The sequence below is a fragment of the Pseudomonas sp. BN515 genome (assembly GCF_029873155.1).
Taxonomy (GTDB): domain Bacteria; phylum Pseudomonadota; class Gammaproteobacteria; order Pseudomonadales; family Pseudomonadaceae; genus Metapseudomonas.
In genome coordinates this window covers 86,648-106,050 of record NZ_SSOH01000029.1, presented here as the reverse complement: position 1 = coordinate 106,050, position 19,403 = coordinate 86,648, and the positions used below count along the sequence as shown (strand labels likewise).

The 19,403-nt window shown below is 66.4% G+C and carries 21 protein-coding genes; 13 read left to right on the top strand and 8 right to left on the bottom strand.

Going from position 1 to position 19,403, the window contains the following annotated elements:
• The first annotated feature begins 75 nt into the window (after positions 1 to 75).
• Together dprA and E8E91_RS08165 are read left to right on the top strand one after the other, a co-directional pair.
• Positions 76 to 1,170: a DNA-processing protein DprA gene (gene dprA, locus E8E91_RS08170; protein WP_280375337.1), complete on the top strand. Its 1,095-nt coding sequence runs from the start codon at positions 76 to 78 to the stop codon at positions 1,168 to 1,170.
• Between the two features lie 41 nt (positions 1,171 to 1,211).
• Positions 1,212 to 1,766 carry a Sua5/YciO/YrdC/YwlC family protein gene (locus E8E91_RS08165; protein ID WP_280375336.1) on the top strand — a complete coding sequence of 185 codons (555 nt, stop codon included), beginning with the start codon at positions 1,212 to 1,214 and terminating at the stop codon, positions 1,764 to 1,766.
• On the opposite strand, the gene E8E91_RS08160 is transcribed toward E8E91_RS08165, so the two are convergent.
• Positions 1,756 to 2,733 (bottom strand): NADPH:quinone reductase, encoded by a 978-nt coding sequence (locus E8E91_RS08160; protein ID WP_280375335.1) that lies wholly within the window; start codon positions 2,731 to 2,733, stop codon positions 1,756 to 1,758. The two genes, E8E91_RS08165 and E8E91_RS08160, sit on opposite strands and share 11 nt — an antisense overlap.
• A gap of 136 nt (positions 2,734 to 2,869) precedes the next feature.
• Between E8E91_RS08160 and hemF the strand changes: the two genes are divergently transcribed.
• Together hemF and aroE are read left to right on the top strand one after the other, a co-directional pair.
• Positions 2,870 to 3,790, top strand: coding sequence for an oxygen-dependent coproporphyrinogen oxidase (gene hemF, locus E8E91_RS08155; RefSeq protein ID WP_280375334.1), 921 nt, complete (start codon positions 2,870 to 2,872; stop codon positions 3,788 to 3,790).
• Entirely contained in the window at positions 3,787 to 4,614 is an 828-nt protein-coding gene (aroE, locus tag E8E91_RS08150; protein WP_280375333.1) for a shikimate dehydrogenase, read from the top strand. The genes hemF and aroE overlap by 4 nt, the downstream gene beginning before the upstream one ends.
• A gap of 52 nt (positions 4,615 to 4,666) precedes the next feature.
• Here the strand turns inward: aroE and E8E91_RS08145 are convergent, their stop codons facing one another.
• From E8E91_RS08145 to betC, 3 genes are all read right to left on the bottom strand, one after another.
• Positions 4,667 to 6,226 carry a SulP family inorganic anion transporter gene (locus E8E91_RS08145; protein ID WP_280375332.1) on the bottom strand — a complete coding sequence of 520 codons (1,560 nt, stop codon included), beginning with the start codon at positions 6,224 to 6,226 and terminating at the stop codon, positions 4,667 to 4,669.
• A gap of 141 nt (positions 6,227 to 6,367) precedes the next feature.
• Positions 6,368 to 7,294 carry a choline ABC transporter substrate-binding protein gene (gene choX / locus E8E91_RS08140; RefSeq protein WP_280375331.1) on the bottom strand — a complete coding sequence of 309 codons (927 nt, stop codon included), beginning with the start codon at positions 7,292 to 7,294 and terminating at the stop codon, positions 6,368 to 6,370.
• A 24-nt stretch (positions 7,295 to 7,318) separates the two neighbouring features.
• Positions 7,319 to 8,824, bottom strand: a complete 1,506-nt coding sequence (betC, locus tag E8E91_RS08135) for a choline-sulfatase (RefSeq protein ID WP_280375330.1) — start codon at positions 8,822 to 8,824, stop codon at positions 7,319 to 7,321.
• 111 nt (positions 8,825 to 8,935) lie between these two features.
• Here betC and E8E91_RS08130 point away from each other — a divergent pair, with 111 nt between their 5' ends.
• The 5 genes from E8E91_RS08130 to E8E91_RS08110 all read left to right on the top strand — a co-directional run bounded on the left by E8E91_RS08130 (position 8,936) and on the right by E8E91_RS08110 (position 13,307).
• A complete protein-coding gene (locus tag E8E91_RS08130) occupies positions 8,936 to 9,889 on the top strand; it encodes a LysR family transcriptional regulator (RefSeq protein ID WP_280375329.1) in 954 nt (317 codons plus the stop codon).
• A gap of 136 nt (positions 9,890 to 10,025) precedes the next feature.
• Complete coding sequence (locus E8E91_RS08125; protein ID WP_280375328.1) at positions 10,026 to 11,012, top strand: hypothetical protein; 987 nt, start codon at positions 10,026 to 10,028, stop codon at positions 11,010 to 11,012.
• Between the two features lies 1 nt (position 11,013).
• Positions 11,014 to 12,261 (top strand): peptidyl-prolyl cis-trans isomerase, encoded by a 1,248-nt coding sequence (locus tag E8E91_RS08120; protein WP_280375327.1) that lies wholly within the window; start codon positions 11,014 to 11,016, stop codon positions 12,259 to 12,261.
• A complete protein-coding gene (locus E8E91_RS08115; protein ID WP_280375326.1) occupies positions 12,258 to 12,866 on the top strand; it encodes a hypothetical protein in 609 nt (202 codons plus the stop codon). Before E8E91_RS08120 ends, E8E91_RS08115 begins: the two co-directional genes overlap by 4 nt.
• A 72-nt stretch (positions 12,867 to 12,938) precedes the next feature.
• Positions 12,939 to 13,307, top strand: a complete 369-nt coding sequence (locus tag E8E91_RS08110) for a DOPA 4,5-dioxygenase family protein (RefSeq protein ID WP_280375325.1) — start codon at positions 12,939 to 12,941, stop codon at positions 13,305 to 13,307.
• Positions 13,308 to 13,561: 254 nt separating this feature from the next.
• Here the strand turns inward: E8E91_RS08110 and trpA are convergent, their stop codons facing one another.
• Positions 13,562 to 14,371, bottom strand: coding sequence for a tryptophan synthase subunit alpha (trpA, locus tag E8E91_RS08105; protein WP_280375324.1), 810 nt, complete (start codon positions 14,369 to 14,371; stop codon positions 13,562 to 13,564).
• Complete coding sequence (gene trpB / locus E8E91_RS08100; protein WP_280375323.1) at positions 14,368 to 15,576, bottom strand: tryptophan synthase subunit beta; 1,209 nt, start codon at positions 15,574 to 15,576, stop codon at positions 14,368 to 14,370. Before trpB ends, trpA begins: the two co-directional genes overlap by 4 nt.
• A 138-nt stretch (positions 15,577 to 15,714) precedes the next feature.
• Between trpB and E8E91_RS08095 the strand changes: the two genes are divergently transcribed.
• The 4 genes from E8E91_RS08095 to E8E91_RS08080 all read left to right on the top strand — a co-directional run bounded on the left by E8E91_RS08095 (position 15,715) and on the right by E8E91_RS08080 (position 18,428).
• A complete protein-coding gene (locus E8E91_RS08095; RefSeq protein WP_280375322.1) occupies positions 15,715 to 16,605 on the top strand; it encodes a LysR family transcriptional regulator in 891 nt (296 codons plus the stop codon).
• Between the two features lie 59 nt (positions 16,606 to 16,664).
• A complete protein-coding gene (locus E8E91_RS08090; protein ID WP_190828978.1) occupies positions 16,665 to 16,880 on the top strand; it encodes a dodecin in 216 nt (71 codons plus the stop codon).
• 156 nt (positions 16,881 to 17,036) lie between these two features.
• A complete protein-coding gene (locus E8E91_RS08085; RefSeq protein WP_280375321.1) occupies positions 17,037 to 17,261 on the top strand; it encodes a DUF1161 domain-containing protein in 225 nt (74 codons plus the stop codon).
• A 168-nt stretch (positions 17,262 to 17,429) separates the two neighbouring features.
• The gene (locus E8E91_RS08080) at positions 17,430 to 18,428 is read left to right on the top strand and encodes an LLM class flavin-dependent oxidoreductase (RefSeq protein ID WP_280375320.1); all 999 of its coding nucleotides are present in this window, start codon (positions 17,430 to 17,432) and stop codon (positions 18,426 to 18,428) included.
• Positions 18,429 to 18,472: 44 nt separating this feature from the next.
• On the opposite strand, the gene E8E91_RS08075 is transcribed toward E8E91_RS08080, so the two are convergent.
• Together E8E91_RS08075 and E8E91_RS08070 are read right to left on the bottom strand one after the other, a co-directional pair.
• A complete protein-coding gene (locus E8E91_RS08075; protein ID WP_280375319.1) occupies positions 18,473 to 18,904 on the bottom strand; it encodes a hypothetical protein in 432 nt (143 codons plus the stop codon).
• 53 nt (positions 18,905 to 18,957) lie between these two features.
• Positions 18,958 to 19,374, bottom strand: a complete 417-nt coding sequence (locus E8E91_RS08070) for a hypothetical protein (protein ID WP_280375318.1) — start codon at positions 19,372 to 19,374, stop codon at positions 18,958 to 18,960.
• Positions 19,375 to 19,403 lie beyond the last annotated feature (29 nt).

Below are 19,403 nucleotides of genomic sequence, written 5' to 3'. Positions count from 1 at the left end.
AGCCCCCGCCATGCGGGGGCTTGTTGTATTGATGGCTGTTCTGCCGCGATTGCGGCGCGATCAAGGACCGATCGAATGCCATCAATCTCCCCTGCCGAGCTGGAAGCTCGCCTTCGTCTTCATCACCTCCCCGAACTCGGCCCCGCGCGTTTCCGTCGCCTTATCGAAGCCTTTGGTTCCGCCTCCGCGGCCCTGAGCGCACCGGCCTCTGCCTGGCGCTCGCTGGGCCTGCCGGAAGCCTCAACCGACCCACGGCGTAGCCCGGAGATTCGTGACGCGGCCGCCCGCGCCCTGGCCTGGCAGGAGCGGCCCGGTCACCAGCTGCTGTGCTGGGACGATCCCGCCTACCCCGCCCTGCTGACCGAACTCGGCAATGCGCCGCCGCTCCTGTATGTCGCCGGTGATGCGTCCTTGCTGGAGCGTCCGCAACTGGCCATGGTCGGCAGCCGCCGCGCTTCGGCGGCCGGGCTGGATACCGCCCGTGCCTTTGCCCGCAGCCTCGCCGGTGGTGGCTTCGTGATCACCAGTGGCCTGGCCCTGGGCATCGATGGCGCTGCCCATCTGGGCGCGCTGGAGGTCAAGGGCGCAACGGTGGCGGTGCTCGGCACCGGCCTCGAACGCGTCTACCCCAATCGCCACCGTGGCCTGGCGGAGCGCATCGTTGATGAAGGCGGCGCGCTGGTGTCCGAACTGCCGCTGGAATGTCCGCCCCAGCCGGCCAACTTTCCGCGCCGTAATCGCATCATCAGTGGGCTGTCCCTCGGCGTTCTGGTGGTGGAAGCCAGCCCCTCCAGCGGATCTCTGATCACCGCGCGCCTGGCCGCCGAGCAGGGGCGCGAGGTCTACGCCATTCCCGGTTCCATCCACCATCCCGGCGCCCGTGGCTGTCACCAGTTGATTCGCGAAGGTGCGGCCCTGGTGGAAAAGGTCGAAGACATCCTCGAAGCGCTGCGTGGCTGGCAGACGGTGGCGTCCGAGCCGCGGATCGAGGCGCCCCTTCAAGTGGAGCATCCGCTGCTCGATCTGCTGCGCGCGGCGCCCTACAGCAGCGAAGCCCTGGCCGTTGCCAGCGGCTGGGAACTGCCGCGCGTGCTCGCTGAACTCACCGACCTGGAACTGCTGGGGCGCGTCGCCCGTGAGGCGGGCTGCTGGGTGCATCGCCAAGGTTGAGCCCTGTACACTTTAGCGATCCAGTATTGCGGGAGCGGGTGATGGTCAGCAGTTGGCGTGTGCAGCAAGTGGCGCGGATCGTGCGAGAAGGCGGGGTTATCGCCTATCCCACCGAGGCGGTCTGGGGCCTGGGCTGCGACCCCTGGAACGAGGACGCGGTCTATCGCCTGCTGGCGCTCAAGGAGCGTCCCGTGGAGAAAGGTGTGATCCTGGTGGCGGACAACATCCGCCAGTTCGACTTCCTCCTTGAAGGCCTGCCGGATGCCTGGATCGACAAGCTCGCCAGCACCTGGCCGGGCCCCAACACCTGGCTGGTGCCACACCAGGACCTGCTGCCGGAGTGGATCACCGGCCAGCACGACAGCGTCGCCCTGCGCGTCAGCGACCATCCGCTGGTGCGCGATCTCTGCGCCCTCACCGGGCCGCTGGTTTCCACCTCCGCGAACCCGTCGGGCCGTCCGGCCGCGTACTCGCGTCTGCGTGTCCAGCAGTACTTCGGCGACAAGCTGGACGCGGTGCTGGGGGGCGCCCTCGGCGGGCGGCGCAACCCCAGCGTGATCCGCGATCTGGCCAGTGGGCGCGTGCTCAGGGGATAAGCACGGTCGAACCGGTGGTCTGGCGGCTGGCCAGGGCGGTGTGCGCCTTGGCAGCGTCGGCCAGGGCGAAGCGCTGGTTCACCTCCACCTTGATGCGGCCGTCGGCGATCAGCCCGAATAGCTCATCGGCCATGGCCTGCAGGCGTTCCGGCGTGCTGGCGTAGCCGAACAGCGTCGGCCGGGTGACGAAGAGCGAGCCCTTCTGCGCCAGGATGCCCAGGTTGACCCCGGTCACCGGCCCCGAGGCGTTGCCGAAGCTGACCATCAGGCCGCGCGGCGCCACGCAGTCCAACGAGATTTCCCAGGTGTCCTTGCCTACCGAGTCGTAGACCACCGGGCACTTGGCGCCATTGGTGAGTTCCTGCACGCGCTGCACCACGTTCTCATGGCTGTAGTCGATGGTCGCCCAGGCACCGTTGGCCTTGGCCTGCGCGGCCTTTTCCGCCGAGCTGACGGTACCGATCAGCTTCACGCCAAGGGCGCGGGCCCACTGACAGGCAATCAGCCCCACACCGCCGGCGGCGGCGTGGAAGAGGATGGTTTCGCCGCCCTGCAACGGGAAGGTCTGACGCAACAGGTACTGCACGGTCAGGCCCTTGAGCATCACCGCCGCGGCCTGTTCGAAGCTGATGCCCTCCGGCAGGCGCACCAGCATGTCCGCCGGTAGCACGTGCAGTTCGCTGTAGGCGCCCAGCGGGCCGGTGGCATAGGCGACGCGATCGCCCACCTTGAACTGGGTCACCGCGCTGCCCACCGCCTCTACCTCGCCGGCCCCTTCGGTGCCCAGGCTGGTGGGGAAGTTCGGTGCCGGGTAGAGGCCACTGCGGTAATAGGTGTCGATGAAGTTCAGGCCGATGGCGCGGTTGCGCACGCGCACTTCCTGCGGCCCCGGCTCTGCAGGCTGGTAGTCCGCGAACTCGAGGACTTCCGGACCGCCGTAGGCGGAGAACTGGATGCGTTTGGCCATGCTTGCAACCTCCTGGTCGGAAAAGCCCCCATCCAACGCCTCGCCTTGATTCCCGTCAAGCCACCAGGCCTCTCGGGCGGTGGTATGCTTGCCTGCTCATTTTTCCGCCACTCCACCTGCTTCCAGGGTTGACCACGTGACTGACCGTATCGAGGCCGTGAAGGCCTACCTGCTCGATCTGCAAGACCGCATCTGCGCCGCGCTCGCGGCCGAGGATGGCAAGACCGGTTTCTACGAGGACGCCTGGACCCGTCCCGCCGGTGGCGGTGGCCGTACGCGGGTGATCGAGAACGGTGCGCTGATCGAGAAGGGTGGCGTGAATTTCTCCCACGTGTTCGGCGCCAACCTGCCGCCATCGGCCAGCGCCCACCGTCCTGAGCTGGCCGGACGTGGCTTCCAGGCCCTCGGCGTGTCCCTGGTGATCCACCCGGAAAACCCCCACGTACCCACTTCCCACGCCAACGTGCGCTTCTTCTGCGCCGAGAAGGAAGGCGAAGAGCCGGTCTGGTGGTTTGGTGGCGGCTTCGACCTGACCCCCTACTACGCCGTCGAAGAAGACTGCGTGTTCTGGCACAAGGTGGCCCGCGACGCCTGCGCGCCCTTCGGCGCCGACGTCTACCCGCGCTACAAGGAATGGTGCGACCGCTACTTCCACCTCAAGCATCGCAACGAGCCGCGTGGCATCGGCGGCCTGTTCTTCGACGACCTGAACCAGTGGGACTTCGACACCAGCTTCGCCTTCATGCGCGCCATCGGTGATGCCTACCTGGAGGCTTACCTGCCGATCCTGAAAAAGCGCAAGGACACCCCCTTCACCGAGGAGCAGCGCGAGTTCCAGGCGTTCCGCCGTGGCCGCTACGTGGAGTTCAACCTGGTGTTCGACCGCGGCACCCTGTTCGGCCTGCAGTCCGGCGGCCGCACCGAGTCCATCCTCATGTCCCTGCCGCCGCACGTGCGCTGGGGCTATGACTGGAAACCCGAGCCGGGCAGCGAGGAAGCGCGCCTGACCGAGTACTTCCTCAAGGATCGCGACTGGCTCGGGGAGGCAGGGCTGTGACCGATCGCTACTGCGTCTTCGGCAACCCCATCGGCCACAGCAAGTCGCCGCTGATCCACGGCCTGTTCGCCGAACAGACCGGCCAGCAGCTCACCTATGAAGCCGTGCTGGCGCCGCTGGATGACTTCACCGGCTGCGCCCGGCAGTTCTTCGCCACGGGCAAGGGCGGCAATGTCACCGTTCCGTTCAAGGAACAGGCCTACCAGCTGGCCGGCAGCCTCAGCGCCCGCGCCCAGCGCGCCGGTGCGGTGAATACCCTGAAGAAACTGGATGACGGCAGCCTGCTTGGCGACAACACCGACGGCGCCGGCCTGGTGCGTGACCTCACCCGCAACGCCGGTCTCGATCTGGCCGGCAAGCGCATCCTCCTGCTGGGTGCTGGTGGCGCCGCTCGCGGTGTGATCGAGCCGCTGCTGGCCGAGAAGCCGGCTGCCCTGGTGGTCGCCAACCGCACCGTGGAAAAGGCCGAAGCCCTGGCCCAGCTGTTCGCCGACCTCGGGCCGGTATCCGCCAGCGGCTTCGACTGGCTGGAAGAGCCCGTCGACCTGATCATCAATGGCACCTCGGCAAGCCTTGCCGGCGACCTGCCCCCTATCTCGCCGAGCCTGATCAAACCGGGGCACACCGTGTGCTACGACATGATGTACGGCAAGGAAATGACTGCCTTCAACCGCTGGGCTGCCGAACACGGCGCCGCGCGTACCCTCGATGGCCTGGGGATGCTGGTGGAGCAGGCAGCCGAAGCCTTCCTGCTGTGGCGCGGCGTGCTGCCGGACAGCGCACCGGTGCTGGCCGAACTGCGCCGCCAGCTGGCGCAAAGCTGAACTTGTGGGAGCGAATTCATTCGCGAATGAATTCGCTCCCACAGCAATCCCGCTACCCCTCGATCACCAACTGACTGCCCTCGCCTTCCAGCTTGCGCAGCTCCCGCGCCACCTGCGGCCGGGCGCGACGGAGCACCAGGCTGCGCCCTTCTCCACCCAGGCGCCGCGCTTCCTCGTGAAGCATGCTCACTCCCGCGTAGTCGATGAAATTCACATGGTGCGCATCCAGCACCAGGCGTCCGGCGCGGCTGCGCTGGATCAGCTTCTGCAGGTACGGGCAGGCGCCGAAGAAGATTGACCCCTCGATGCGCAGGACTTCGGCGTCTTCTTCCGTCGCCTGCAGCACACGTGGTTGCGAGGTGCGCTTGAGGTAGAAGAACAGCGAAGCCAGCACCCCGGCGTAGATGGCGGTCTGTAGCTCCAGCAACAGGGTGGCGACGCAGGTCAGCGCCATCACCACGAACTCCGCCCGGCTGACCCGCCAGAGCTGGTGCACGCTGCGTCCATCCAGCAAACCCCAGCAGATCAGCAGGATGCTCGCCGCCATGGCGGGCAGTGGGATATGGGCGATCAGGCTTGCCCCCAGCAGGGCGAACAACGCCACCCAGAGCGCCGAGAACACACCCGACAGGGGCGACTGCGCACCGGCCTGGAGATTCAGCCCGGAACGGGTGAAGGAGCCCGCCGAGAGGTAGCCGGAAAACCAGGCGCCGATCAGGTTGGACAGGCCCTGGCCACGGCATTCCTGGTCTGCATCCAGCACCTGGCGCGACTGGCAGGCCAAGGCGCGGGCGATGGAAAGGCTGGTGACCAGGCCGAGCAGACCGCAGGCGACCGCCGAGGGTAGTAGGCGCAGGATGTCTTCGGCATCGAAGCGGATCGCGGCCAGTGGCGGCAGGCTTCCGCTGAAGGGCTGCACCAGCGGGACGCCGGCGAAGGTGCCGGGCAGCGCCAGCACCAACAGGCTGCCGCCGATGATGCCGATCAGCAGCGCCGGCATGCGTGGCCACAGAGTGCGTACAAGAATCGACAGACCCAGTGTGACGACCGCCACCAGCAGCGACGGCCAGTGCACTTCGCGCACATGCCGCGCCAGTTCCAGGGCGCTCTGCCAGGCCGTTGCGCGCCCTTCCAGATGGGCCAGGCCCAGCAGGTTCGGCACCTGGCCGAGGGCGATCACCAGCGCCGCGCCCAGGGTGAAGCCGAGCACCACCGATTGCGAGACGAAGTTGGCCAGCGAGCCAAAGCGCAGGGCGCCCAGCAGCCACTGGAAGGCCCCGGCGAGGAAGGTCAGCAGCAACACCAGGCCGACGTAGTCCTGGCTGCCCGGCAGGGCCAGCGGGCTGACGCTGGCGAAGAGCACCACCGAGATGGCCGCCGTAGGCCCGCAGATCAGGTGCCGCGACGAACCCCAGAGGCAGGCGACGATCACCGGGACTACCGCCGCGTACAGGCCGTATTCCGCTGGCAGTCCGGCGATCAGTGCATAGGCGATGGACTGTGGCAGGGCGAGGATGGCGCCGGTCAGGCCCACCAGCGCGTCGCGGCCGAGGCCGCGTGGGCGAATGGCGGGTAGCCAGGTGAGGAAGGGGAAGAGGTTCGAGGGTTTCATCCTGGGGCGGGACCGGCCGGTGTGGGAGCGAATTCATTCGCGATGCAGGCCGAAGGCCTGCCCTGTACCCCCAATGGGGGCTGCTGCGCAGCCCTTCGCGAATGAATTCGCTCCCACAGGGTTCTCGATCATCCGAGGGCGTCAGAGCTTCGCCTGCACCGCCGCCACGGCATCGCCGCCCTCGCGGGTGGTCACGCCCTGCAGCCAGCCCTGCACCACCGCCGGATTGGCCTTGAGCCAGGCCTTCACTGCCGCGTCGTTGTTGGCGCTGCCGTTGAGCACCTGGTCCATGATCGAGTTCTCCATCTCCTGGGTGAACTGCAGGTTGGTCAGCAGCTTGCCCACGTTCGGGCACTGCGCGGCGTAGCCCTTGCGCGCCAGGGTGTTCACGCTGCCGCTTTCGCCGAAGTACTTCTCGCCGCCCTTGAGGTAGGCCATGTCGTACTGCACGTTCATCGGGTGCGGCGTCCAGCCCAGGAACACCACGAACTGCTCGCGTTTCACCGCTCGGCCCACCTGCACCAGCATCGCCTGCTCGCTGGACTCCACCAGCTTCCAGTCGCCGAGGCCGAATTCATCCTTGGCGATCATCTGCCGGATCGACTCGTTGGCCGGAGAACCGGAAGCAATGCCGTAGAGCTTCTTGTCGAACTGGTCGGCGAAGCGGTCCAGGTCGGCGAAGGTCTTCACGCCCGCGTCGAAGGCGTAGCGTGGTACCGCCAGGGTGTACTCGGTGCCGCTGAGGTTCTGCGCCACCTTGTCGACATTGCCGGCGGCGACGAACTTGTCATAGTTGCTCTGTTGCGCCGGCATCCAGTTGCCGAGGAAGGCGTCGATCTGCCCCTTGTGCAGGCCGGCGAAGATGATCGGCACCGCCAGTGTCGGGGTTTCCGTGCGATACCCCAGACCATCGAGCAGGATGCGCGCCACGCCGTTGGTCACGGCGATATCGCTCCAGCCCGGATCACCCAGCTTCACCGTCGCGCAACTGGCGTCCTCCGCCTGGACGTTGAACGTCAGGCCGGTCAGCAGCACGCCGCCGGCAAGCACCGCATTGATCGTCTTCATGCCTTGGTTCCTCGCAAGAGTGGGTCAGGGTTGGGGAAAGCGCGCGCGGCGCTCCAGGTCGTCCAGGTCGATGTGGTTGCGCATGTATTGCTGGCTGGCGTCGACGAAAGGCTGGTGGTCCCAGCTCTTCAGCCGGCCATGGGTCAGGGCGTCGGCGACGAAGCGGCGACGGCGCTGGCTGGCCAGTGCGGCTTCGGCGATGGTCGGGATATCCCAGCGTACGCGCGCCTCGTCGAGAAATACCGCAAGCAGTGCCTGGTGGTCCGGTGAGGTGGCCAGGTTCTCCAGTTCCTGCGGGTCGTTGGCCAGGTCGAAGAGCAGGCAGGGGTCTTCTTCCGAGTAGATGAACTTGTAGGGGCCGCGACGGATCATCATCAGCGGGCTGGTGGTGCCTTCGGCCATGTACTCGCCCAGTACGCCGTCGTGCCCGCCCTCGCCCCGCAGGTGTGGCAACAGCGAGCGGCCATCCAGCGGCAGGTTGCGTTCCAGCGTGCCGCCGGCCAGTTCCACCAGCGTGGGCAGCAGGTCGACGGTGGAGACCGACTGGCTCACTCGATGCGCCTGGAAGCGGCCGGGAGCGTGGACCAGCAGCGGCACGCGGGCGGCCATCTCGAACCAGTGCATCTTGTACCAGAGGCCGCGCTCGCCAAGCATGTCGCCGTGGTCGCCGGAGAACACGACGATGGTGTCCTCGTCCAGCCCGCACTCGGCCAGGGTCTTCAGCAGGGCGCCGATCTGGTCGTCTACGTAGCTGCAGGCGCCGAAGTAGGCACGGCGGGCGTCGCGGATCTTCCCGTCCGGTAGCGGTTTGCCCCAGAGGTCGATGACCTTGAGCAGGCGCTGGCTGTGCGGGTCCTGCTCGGCATCGGCGAAGCGCTGGCGCGGCAGGGGAATGTCGACGTCCTCGTAACGATCCCAGTACTCCGCCGGGATGGTGTAGGGATCGTGGGGATGGGTCAGGGACACGGTCAGGCAGAAGGGCTGCTCGGCGTTGTCGCGAACATGGTCGTAGAGGTACTGGCGGGCCTTGAACACCACCTCCTCGTCGAAATCCAGCTGGTTGGTGCGCACGCAGGGTCCGGCCTGCAGCACCGAAGACATGTTGTGGTACCAGCTCGGGCGCACATCGGGCTCGTCCCAGTTCACCGCCCAGCCATAGTCGGCCGGATAGATGTCGCTGGTCAGGCGCTCCTCGTAGCCGTGCAACTGGTCCGGGCCGCAGAAGTGCATCTTGCCGGAGAGTGCCGTGCGGTAGCCGAGGCGGCGCAGGTGGTGGGCATAGGTGGGCACGTCGGCGGGAAAGTCGGCGGCGTTGTCGTAGGCGCCGATCTTCGACGGCAGTTGCCCACTCACCAGGGTAAAGCGTGAGGGCGCGCAGAGCGGGCTGTTGCAGTAGGCCGAATCGAATACCACACCCTCGGCGGCGAGCCGCGACAGGTGCGGCACCTTGATCGGTGAGGGCGCGTAGAAGGGCAGCAGCGGTGCGGCCATCTGGTCGGCCATGATGAAGAGGATATTGGGTCGTTTCATCGTTCGCTTATCCATACTGTCGAATTATGCGAAAGTGCTGGGAACGATGATTGCGCCAGCGATCAGCCCGGTAAACCGCATAGCGGAACATGACTTGGATAAGAGCTACTTATGGCAGAACTACAGTCTGAGCTGTCCCTGGACCTACTGCGGGTGTTCGAGTCCGCCGCCCGCCATCTCAGCTTCACGGCCGCCGCCGTGGAACTGGGCACGACCCAGCCGGCGGTTAGCCAGCAGATCCAGCGCCTGGAGAAGCAACTGGCGACTCGCCTGTTCGACCGTGTTTATCGCGGTATCGAACTCACTGACGCCGGCCGCCTGCTGTTCCTCCATGTCCAGGAAGGTTTGCAGGCCATCAGCGCCGGGCTCGAAGCCATCGGCTCGCGGCCCCAGCACGAGGTGCTGCAGGTGGCCACCGACTTCGCCTTCGCCGCCTACTGGCTGATGCCGCGCCTGCACCGTTTCCATGAGGCGAACCCGGAAATCGATGTCAGCATCGTCACCAGTGATCGCACCATGAACATGCTGCGCTCGGAGGTGGACATCGCCATCGCCTTCGGCGACGGCCGCTTCAAGCATGGCGAGGCGCTGCTGCTGTTCCGCGAAGAGGTCTTCCCCATCGCCAGCCCGCGCCTGCTGGCCGCACGTGACAAGCCACTGCCGGTGACGGCCCTGACTGAACTGCCGCTGCTGCACCTCAAGCCCGAGGTACGCACCCGCTGGTTCGACTGGGGCGCGCTGTTCCGCGAACTGGGGATCGCCCAGCCGCCCGGCTCGGGAATGCTGCGCTTCGACAACTACACCCTGCTGATCCAGGCCGCGATTGCCGGCCAGGGTGTGGCCATCGGCTGGCGCTATCTGGTGGACGACCTGCTCGACCAGGGCCTGCTGGTGCCCGTGCTGGAGACCAGTGTCAGTTCGGATTTCGGTTATTACCTGGTGCAGCCGGAGCGCAAGCGCCGTGCCCGGCTGATGAAGTGTTTCGTCGACTGGCTGCAGCAGGAGTTGGGCGACGAAGCCCGCCACGCGCAGCTCATCCGGCATCGGGAAGGCATCGCCATCTGAGACCCGATCAGGCCCAACTATCGGTTGGTTCTGCGCGGATCTGAGACGTTCGTGCTGAAATCGTGCCGCACTGTCATGCAGCGGGAAAGAACCTCGGCTATCAGTTCTGGCTTCGTCCATTTCATGAGAGCTGCCGATGAAAGTCCTCACCTGCCTGGCTGCCGGCCTCAGCCTCTGCGCCCTCGCCGGCCAGGCCAGTGCCTGGTCGCAACCGACCCACAAGAACATCGTCAAGGATGCCCTGGCCTACATGAATTCCCCCTATGCGACGGCGGAAATGCGTGAGGCCTACCAGTTCTACGTGAGCGCTGCCGGCAGCGAGGCCAAGGCCGGGGAAGTCCTCGGCCAGGCCGCCTTCGACGTGGATGACTTCAAGGACACCCGCCTGGGCGGCTGGTGGGTCGGCTACGAATACGCGCCGGTGTGGAACGCCGCCGCCGGCCTGGTGAACTACACCTCCTACTGGCACTTCCTCAACCTCACCCGCGACGGCGATGCCCATGGCAATGCCCATGGCGGCTATGACTATCGTTACCACAAGGTGGACGGCGGCATTGCCGACGTGGATTGGTACGCCATGGTCTATCTCTACAACCGCGAGCTGAAGCGCGGCGACTTCGACACCACCGAAGCCCACTATCGCCGGGGCACCCGTTCCAACTGGCAGGAGCACTACGGCGACTTCCAGACCGCCGCCTTCCAGCCCATCGATAACCTCGCCGGCTACTGGTTCGATCAGTTCCGTGCCGCGCCCTCGCTGCAGACCATCGGCTACGCCCTGCACGCCACCGGTGATGTGGCGCAGCCGCACCACGTGTGGGTCACCTCGGCCAACGGCCACTCCAGCTGGGAAGGTTGGGTCGACGACCATTACGCCAGCGAGAAACTCAATGACCAGGCCGCAGTGGCCAACCTCATCGGCCGCTACGACGCCAGCCGTAGCATCCGCGAACTGCTGACCCAGACCGGACAGGTCGCCTATGCCCACCCCGAGCCGCTGTATGACACCAGCTACGCCACGCGCCTGCGGGTGGCGAGGGAGCTGATCCCCGAGTCCATCGCGCTGACCGTCACCGTGTTGACCAAGGGGGCCGACAGCTTCAATGCGCCCGAAGGCATCTGACGTGCGCAGGGCGATCACCGGCCTGTTGCTGGGGTTGTACCTGGGGGGCGCGCAGGCCATGCCGGCCGCGTCGGATTTGCGGGTCGATGGCGAGCTGCTGCCGGGCAAGAGCATCGCCCTGCTGGAACAGGTGCTCAGCCGGGTGAAGTTCAACACCGACTCGCAACAACTGCGTCGCGGGCTGCTGGAGAACCACCTGCTCGCCCGCGAGGTGGCGGGCGAGTTGAACGCCCAGAGCCGCGCCGACCTGGACGCCAGCGTCGAGATGGAAGCCGGCAACCTGCTTGAGCAGTACTACGGACGTGCCGGCCGGCAGGACCTGCGGCCCTTCCTGCGCCAGCCACAGCCGCTTAGTGCCCAGCACCTGCGCGACGTGCTGGCTCCCGCTTCCCGCGGGTTGGTGGAGAACAGCCTGCAGCTCAGCCCCGAGCAACAGCGCGAAGCTGCGCAGGTGGAGCTGATCCGCTGGCAGTTCCCCGGCCAGCCCGAGCAGCGCCTGGACCTGTTGTCCCTCTATCAGGGCGACAACATCCAGGGTCAGGTGGAACTGCAGCAGGGCAACCTGGAATACCTGGCGAGCCAGGTGCAGACGCGCGTGCAGCGTGACTACCTATGGTTCCGCCTGGCTCAGGACGGCTTTACCCCGGCGGAACGGCGGGGGCTGAAGACCCTGGTGCGGGATCGCCTCGTGCGCCAGCGCTACCTGCACCAGATCGGCCTGTACAGCGACTTCCACCATGAATCCGATGCCCTGCGCGAGTTGGCGGGCAAAGTCACCGACGCTGAGGCAGAGGCTTATTACCAGCGCAACCAGGCGCGCTACCGCAACGTCGCGGGCGTACAGGCGGCGCATATCCGCCTACCCGACCAGGCCAGCGCTGATCGCGTCTATGCCGAACTGCAAAAAGGGCTGGCGTTCGATGAGGCGGTGCGGCGCTATTCCCTGGCGCAGGACAAGGATCGGACACCCCCGGGCGATCTCGGTCTGATCCGTCCAGAGGACGGCGAGCTCGACCTGCTGCGCAAGACGGCGTTGATCCAGAAGGCCGATACCCTGTCGCAGCCCATGCGCATCGGTGGCGTGTTCGAGATCGTCCGGGTACGCAGCCGTGAAGACCGGCAACTGCCCCTCAGCGACCGCAGCGTGCGTTATGAGGTGAACCAGGCGGTGGCGCGGGAGAAGCTGGCCGCCGAGTTCGAGGAGCGCCTGGGCCGCCTGCTTGCCAGTGCACGGGTGGAGGGGCTGTGAAAGCCTGGCTCGGCGTGGCCCTGGCCTGCAGCACGGGCGTTGCGGCGCTGGCCTGCGCCACCGTGTTGCTGACACCGACGCCGCAGCCGGTATCGGCGTCCAGACCCATACCGCCGCCGATCATCGCCCCCGCGTCTTCATTGCCGGTGGCGGCGCCTGCGCCTGCCCTGCCTGCGGAAGGTCGAGGCGGGCCCCTGGCTGTCGCCACGTCGGAACGGGAAACACCAAGGCTGGACCAGGCCGAGGCTATTCAGCTCATGCAGTGGATGGCCGAAAAGGGTGACCCGCGCAGCCCGACCCTGGGTGGCCTGAAACCGCGCCAGGCTGCCACCGCCACCGAGCTGGCCGACCCGCGCCAGTACGCAGCCCTGGAGGAACGCCAGACCCGCGAGCTGCTCCAGGCCTATGCCGGCGGCGTGCAGCAGATTCCGGAAATTCGTGCGCGCATCGAGGCGGCGGAGCAGAGTGGCGAACGCAGCACCAGCGAACTCGACGAAGCACGCGCCGCGTTGGAGCAACTGGAAGCCATGAAGGGCCGGCTCGAAAGCGAGGCACCGCAACTGCTTCCCGAAGCAGGTACCCAGGCCCCGGCGAAAGACCGATAGCGGCGGAAATCCCCGCGGCCAAGCCATCGCTTGCAGGTACCATGGGTGCCTTCGCATTCCGGGAGGCGTGATATGCAGGACTTCTCCACACCCCGCATCAAGGGCTTTCACGCCCACGTTTATTTCGACGCCACGAGCCTTGAGCAGGCCCGCACGCTCTGCGAGGAAGCCGCACGGCGCTTTCCGCTGAAGATGGGGCGCGTACACGAGAAACTTGTCGGCCCGCATCCGGACTGGAGCTGCCAGCTGGCGTTCAAGCCCGAATTGTTCGGCGACGTGATCCCCTGGCTGGCGCTGCACCGCAATGGCCTGACGGTGCTCATCCACCCCATCACCGGCAGCGACCTGCGCGACCACCGCGACTACCCCATGTGGATGGGCGCCGTGCGGCCGTTGGATCTGTCCTGCCTCGAAGACGGCGAGATCGAGTACGACCTGTGACGATTCGAATGCTCGGGCTAGCAGGATGAGGCCGATCGGGTAGGGTGCGCCGTGCGCACCGGCGGTTTGGCCTGGTGCCGAAGCTGGTCATGAAGTCGGTGAACACACAGCGCACCCTACGGTCCTGACTGGACTATAGAGGTCGGCATTGTGCTCCGTAGTGGATTCGTCCCCACAGGAATGTCAGGGGACGGTACGAAAAAAGCCGCTGCTCCCTTTGGGAGCAGCGGCTTTTTCATGCCCTTGGGCGTGAATCAGGCGCGAGCGCCGCGTACGCCTTCGGCCAGGGTCTTGCAGAGGCTGAGCACGCCGTTCACGGCCTGTTCCGGGGTTTCGGCCTTGGCGATCTGGTCCACCAGGGCGGAGCCCACCACCACGCCATCGGCCAGCTTGGCGATGCTCGCGGCGTGTTCGGCGGTACGGATGCCGAAGCCGATGGCCACCGGCAGGTCGGTGTGGCGACGTAGGCGGGCGACGGCTTCCTGCACGTGCTCCAGGGTGGCGGAGCCTGCACCGGTCACGCCCGCTACGGAGACGTAGTAGACGAAGCCGGAGCTGCCATCGAGCACCACGGGCAGGCGCTTGTCGTCGGTGGTCGGGGTGGTCAGGCGGATGAAGTCGATGCCCGCGGCCTGGGCCGGGTGGCAGAGGTCTTCGTTATGTTCCGGTGGCAGGTCGACCACGATCAGGCCGTCCACGCCGGCTTCCTTGGCGTCGCTGATGAAGCGGTCCACGCCGTAGTAGTGGATGGGGTTGAAGTAACCCATCAGCACCAGCGGAGTGGTCTGGTTGCCAGCGCGGAATTCGCGAACCATCTGCAGGGTCTTGGCCAGGTTCTGCTTGGCACCCAGCGCGCGGATGTTGGCCAGCTGGATGGACGGGCCGTCGGCCATCGGGTCGGTGAAGGGCATGCCCAGTTCGATGACGTCGGCACCGGCTTCCGGCAGGCCCTTGAGGATGGCCAGGGATGCGTCGTAGCCCGGGTCGCCGGCGGTGACGAAGGTCACCAGGGCGGCGCGGTTCTGCTCTTTCAGTTCGGCGAAGCGGGTCTGCAGGCGGCTCATGCTTTCTGCTCCTGTTGCATGTGGTGCATAACGGTCTGCATGTCCTTGTCGCCGCGGCCGGACAGGTTCACCACCATCAGGTGGTCCTTCGGCAGCTTCGGCGCGCGCTTGAACACTTCAGCCAGGGCGTGGGAGCTCTCCAGCGCCGGGATGATGCCTTCCAGGCGGCAGCACTGGTGGAAGGCTTCCAGGGCTTCATGGTCGGTGATCGAGGTGTACTCGACGCGGCCGATGTCGTGCAGCCAGGCGTGTTCCGGGCCGATGCCGGGGTAGTCCAGGCCGGCGGAGATCGAGTGGGCGTCGATGATCTGGCCGTCCTCGTCTTGCAGCAGGAAGGTGCGGTTACCGTGCAGCACGCCCGGTACGCCACCGTTCAGGCTGGCCGCGTGCTTGCCGGTTTCGATGCCGTGGCCGGCAGCTTCTACGCCGACGATCTTCACCGAGGTGTCATCGAGGAACGGATGGAACAGGCCCATGGCGTTGGAACCACCGCCGATGCAGGCGACCAGCGAATCGGGCAGGCGTCCTTCCTTCTCGGCCAACTGCCCGCGGGTTTCCTTGCCGATCACGGCCTGGAAGTCGCGGACCATGGCCGGGTACGGGTGCGGACCGGCGACGGTGCCGATCAGGTAGAAGGTGCTGTCGACGTTGGTCACCCAGTCGCGCAGCGCCTCGTTCATCGCGTCCTTCAGGGTGCCGGTGCCGGCGGTGACCGGGATCACTTCGGCGCCGAGCAGCTTCATGCGGAAGACGTTGGCCTGCTGGCGGTCGATGTCGGTGGTGCCCATGTAGATCACGCACTGCAGGCCGAAGCGGGCGGCCACGGTGGCGGTGGCCACGCCGTGCATGCCGGCGCCGGTCTCGGCGATGATGCGCTTCTTGCCCATGCGCTTGGCCAGGAGGATCTGGCCGATGCAGTTGTTGATCTTGTGCGCGCCGGTGTGGTTCAGCTCTTCGCGCTTGAGGTAGATCTTCGCGCCGCCGAAGTGCTCGGTCAGGCGTTCGGCGAAGTACAGCGGGCTCGGGCGGCCGACGTAGTCACGCTGGAAGTAGGCCAGCTCTTTCTGGAATTCCGGATCATCCTTGGCCTTTTCGTATTCGCGGGCCAGGTCGTGGATCAGCGGCATCAGGGTTTCGGCGACGTATTGTCCGCCGAAGCTGCCGAAGAGGCCCTTGGCATCGGGGCCGGTGCGCAGAGAGGTCATGCTGGACTCCTGTTTCTGCACCCCTCGCTCGTCGGCGAGGGGCTGGGGAAGAGGGTTGATGGCGCCATTCTACCCTTGGCGAGGTGACGGAAAAGCGATTAGATTGCCTTTACCTGTCAGAAAAACTCACGAATAACCATGAGCCGTGACCTGCCTCCCCTGAATGCCCTTCGCGCCTTCGAGGCCGCCGCCCGACTGCAGAGCATCAGCCGCGCCGCCGAAGAACTTCACGTCACCCACGGCGCCGTGAGCCGGCAGGTGAGGATGCTGGAGGAGGAGCTGGGCATCGCCCTGTTCAGCAAGGATGGTCGCGGCGTAAAACTCACGGATGCCGGCCAGCGCTTGCGCGATGCCGCCGGTGACGCCTTCGAGCGCCTGCGCAACGCCTACGCCGACTTGCAGAAACGTAGCGAGGATGCGCCCTTCGTCCTCGGCTGTCCGGGCAGCCTGCTGGCGCGCTGGTTCATTCCGCGCCTGGACCGGCTCAACCGCGAACTCCCCGAACTGCGCCTGCAGCTCTCGGCCAGCGAGGGTGAACTGGACCCGCGCCGTCCTGGCGTTGACGCCACCCTGTGCTTCGCCGAGCCGCCCTGGCCGGCGGACATGCGGGTGTTCGAGCTGGCCGCCGAATCCATCGGCCCGGTACTGAGTCCACGTTATGCCCGCCACGACCTGCTGGCCCACGCCAACCCCGCCGCGCTGCTGGACGAGGCCGTGCTGCACACCGTGTCGCGCCCCCAGGCCTGGCCGCAGTGGACCGCCGCCCAGGGGCTGGACCAGGGCCGCCTGCGCCAGGGCCAGGGTTTCGAGCATCTCTACTACCTGCTGGAGGCGGCCGTGGCCGGGCTCGGCGTGGCCATCGCCCCGCAGCAGTTGGTCGCCGACGAACTCGCATCCGGCCGCCTGGTGGCGCCCTGGGGCTTTGTCGAAACCCCGGCGCGCCTGGCGCTCTGGGTCCAGGCGCGGCAGCTGGATCGTCGAGCCGAACGCCTGGCCCATTGGTTGAGCAAGGAGTTGGCCGGCCGATAGCGGCATTCTTGGCTAGCCTTGCAGGGGAACCCACTCGTGCCCGGCACAGGAGATACACCATGTCTGATCACCGCACCTACAAGAAGATCGAGATAGTTGGCACCTCCCGCAGCAGCATCGACGACGCGATCAACAATGCCATCACCGAGGCGTCGAGGACGGTCCGCAACATGGACTGGTTCGAAGTCGTGGACACCCGTGGGCACATAGAGAACGGCAAAGTGGCGCACTTCCAGGTGACCCTGAAGATCGGCTTCCGCATCAGCGACAGCTGACGCGCCACCTGCTCCCACGCGGGAGAGCGAGGTGGCGCACATCCTCCCTCGCCTGAATTCGGCTAGTCTCTGGCCGTCCACTCCTGGCCTTCCTGGAACCAGGCGGGAGCGGATGGCTCGTGCGAGCCCATCATTCATTACGAGGGAGCGTTACACATGAAGAAACTGCTGTTGGGCCTTGGCCTGTTTGCCCTGGCCGGTTCGGCCTTCGCCGCCGTCAAACCCTGCGAAGAGCTCAAGGCCGAGATCGACGCCAAGCTCAAGGACAAGGGCGTCGTTTCCTACAGCCTGGAGGTCGTCGACAAGGGCAATGCGGCCGGCAAGCAGGTGGTGGGTACCTGCGAGGGCGGCACCAAGGAGATCGCCTACCAGCGCAATTGATCGCGCGGCATTCCCCGGGCCGGCGCCTGTGCCGGCCCAATCCTTACCTTCTGGTGCCCTGGTTACCGAAAAGTGCCTTCTAGCGGCCTTGGGCGCCAATCCCTAGAGTAAGACCTACTGATTCACTCGGATAAGGCTCCACGCCTTTCCCCTGCCAAGGTCTTGCCTATGTCTGCCCTGTCCAAGTTGCCCCTTTCCGTCCTCGATCTGGCCCCTGTGCGCGACCACGGCGGCGCCACCCAGGCCCTGCACAACTCCCTGGAGCTGGCGCGCCACGTCGAACAGCTGGGTTTTTCGCGCTTCTGGGTAGCCGAGCACCACAACATGGACGGCATCGCCAGCTCCGCGACCGCCGTGCTGCTCGCCTACCTGGCCGGCGGTACCTCGCGCATCCGTCTGGGCTCCGGGGGCATCATGCTGCCCAACCACGCGCCGCTGGTGGTCGCCGAGCAGTTCGGCACCCTCGCCAGCCTCTATCCGGGCCGCATCGAACTGGGCCTTGGCCGTGCGCCGGGGGCTGACCATCTCACCGCCCGCGCCCTGCGCCGCGACCGCCTGGGCAGCGCCGACGACTTCCCGCAGGACGTGGAAGAGCTGGAAATGCTCCTCGGCCCGCGCCAGCCGGAGCAGAAGGTGATCGCCATGCCGGGCGTGGACACCAATGTGCCCATCTGGCTGCTTGGCTCCAGCCTGTTCAGCGCCCAGCTGGCCGGGCAGAAAGGTCTGCCCTATGCCTTCGCCTCGCACTTCGCGCCGCGCTATATGCATGAGGCGATTCGCGTCTACCGCAATCATTTCCGCCCCTCGGCGGTGCTGGACAAGCCCTACGTGATGCTGGGCGTGCCGCTGGTGGCAGCGCCCACCGACGAAGAGGCGGAATTCCTCGCCACCACGGTGTACCAGCGCGTCCTGGCGCTGATTCGTGGCGAAAGCCTGGTGTTGCGACCGCCAGTGGAAAGCATGGCGGGTCGCTGGTTGCCCCATGAGAAGGATGCCGTGGGCAGTTTCCTGGCCATGGCCATGGTGGGTGGGCCGGAGAAGATCCGTGCGCGCCTGCAGGTGCTGCTGGACCAGACCGATGCCGACGAGCTGATCTTCACCTGCGACCTCTACCAGCACGAGCACCGGCTCAGGGCGTTCGACATCCTCGCCAGCCTTCGCGGTTGACACACGCCGGCGAGGCAGCAGCGGCCAGGGCGGCCGCTTTCAGTTCAGAAGGGGCCGCAGCGCGGGAAGATCTCATGGCGCGCCAGCACGTTGCGCTGGTCGTCGTAGAGCCAAACCCAAGGCTGGTTGGCGGCGTTCCGTGCTTCCACGCGGTAGCGCCTGCCGGCTTCGAACTTGTCGTAGCGCAGCACCACGTAGCAGGTGGTTTGGGTGGGGCCTGAGTTCATGTCTCTGCCGAAGCCACCGCCGCCACCACCGATTTCGAACTGGTAGCGCAACTCCAGCTCGTGCTTGCCAGGCAATACCTGGTAGTAGCGGCCGTCGCCCCAGCGCCTGTCGTCGAGGCGGTCGGCCATGAGGGTATCGCCGGGCTCGGGAGAAATGTCGATCCACGCCATCCGCGGATCGGGTTCGGGCAACTTGCTGGCGCAGGCGGAGAGGCTGGCCAGCAGCGTCAGGGCCAACAGCGTGCGCATGAAGCAGCTCCTGATGGGTAAGGTGCGTTCAGCATACGCCCATGTCGGAGATTTCAGACATCGCCGCAGCGACTTTCCCGCGCCTTGGCGACTTCCTGGCTGCGCTCGTCATACAGCCGCGCCCAGGGACGGAAACCGATACCGCCCGCCTGTAGCAGGTAGCGCTCGCCTGCCGCGAAGTCGGCATAGTCCAGCTTGAGCAGGCAGGTGCGCCGATAATTCGTGCTGCCCTGGCCGATGTCCTGACCGCCCACGTCGAACTCCAGGCGCACTTCCAGTTCGTGCCGGCCCGGCGTGACCTGGAAGTAGCGCGGGTCGGAGAGTGCCTTGTTATCCACCCGGCTGGCCTGGATGTCCTGGCCTTCCTGCTCGTGCAGGGAGATCCAGGCCTGGTTCGGGTCGGGGCTGGGCAGCATCAGGGCGCAGCCGCCAAGGCTGAGAAGCGGCAGGAAAAGCAGCAGAGGGCGCATGGAAGGCTCCAACAGGCCAGTAGTGGTGG

Coding starts and splice junctions, on each gene's coding strand:
- E8E91_RS08130 (WP_280375329.1), top strand. CDS start 8,936: ATGGCAGAACTACAGTCTGAGCTGTCCCTGGACCTACTGCGGGTGTTC.
- E8E91_RS08080 (WP_280375320.1), top strand. CDS start 17,430: ATGTCTGCCCTGTCCAAGTTGCCCCTTTCCGTCCTCGATCTGGCCCCT.
- E8E91_RS08110 (WP_280375325.1), top strand. CDS start 12,939: ATGCAGGACTTCTCCACACCCCGCATCAAGGGCTTTCACGCCCACGTT.
- choX (WP_280375331.1), bottom strand. CDS start 7,294: ATGAAGACGATCAATGCGGTGCTTGCCGGCGGCGTGCTGCTGACCGGC.
- betC (WP_280375330.1), bottom strand. CDS start 8,824: ATGAAACGACCCAATATCCTCTTCATCATGGCCGACCAGATGGCCGCA.
- E8E91_RS08095 (WP_280375322.1), top strand. CDS start 15,715: ATGAGCCGTGACCTGCCTCCCCTGAATGCCCTTCGCGCCTTCGAGGCC.
- E8E91_RS08070 (WP_280375318.1), bottom strand. CDS start 19,374: ATGCGCCCTCTGCTGCTTTTCCTGCCGCTTCTCAGCCTTGGCGGCTGC.
- dprA (WP_280375337.1), top strand. CDS start 76: ATGCCATCAATCTCCCCTGCCGAGCTGGAAGCTCGCCTTCGTCTTCAT.
- trpB (WP_280375323.1), bottom strand. CDS start 15,576: ATGACCTCTCTGCGCACCGGCCCCGATGCCAAGGGCCTCTTCGGCAGC.
- E8E91_RS08125 (WP_280375328.1), top strand. CDS start 10,026: ATGAAAGTCCTCACCTGCCTGGCTGCCGGCCTCAGCCTCTGCGCCCTC.
- E8E91_RS08145 (WP_280375332.1), bottom strand. CDS start 6,226: ATGAAACCCTCGAACCTCTTCCCCTTCCTCACCTGGCTACCCGCCATT.
- E8E91_RS08165 (WP_280375336.1), top strand. CDS start 1,212: ATGGTCAGCAGTTGGCGTGTGCAGCAAGTGGCGCGGATCGTGCGAGAA.
- E8E91_RS08075 (WP_280375319.1), bottom strand. CDS start 18,904: ATGCGCACGCTGTTGGCCCTGACGCTGCTGGCCAGCCTCTCCGCCTGC.
- E8E91_RS08090 (WP_190828978.1), top strand. CDS start 16,665: ATGTCTGATCACCGCACCTACAAGAAGATCGAGATAGTTGGCACCTCC.
- E8E91_RS08160 (WP_280375335.1), bottom strand. CDS start 2,733: ATGGCCAAACGCATCCAGTTCTCCGCCTACGGCGGTCCGGAAGTCCTC.
- trpA (WP_280375324.1), bottom strand. CDS start 14,371: ATGAGCCGCCTGCAGACCCGCTTCGCCGAACTGAAAGAGCAGAACCGC.
- E8E91_RS08085 (WP_280375321.1), top strand. CDS start 17,037: ATGAAGAAACTGCTGTTGGGCCTTGGCCTGTTTGCCCTGGCCGGTTCG.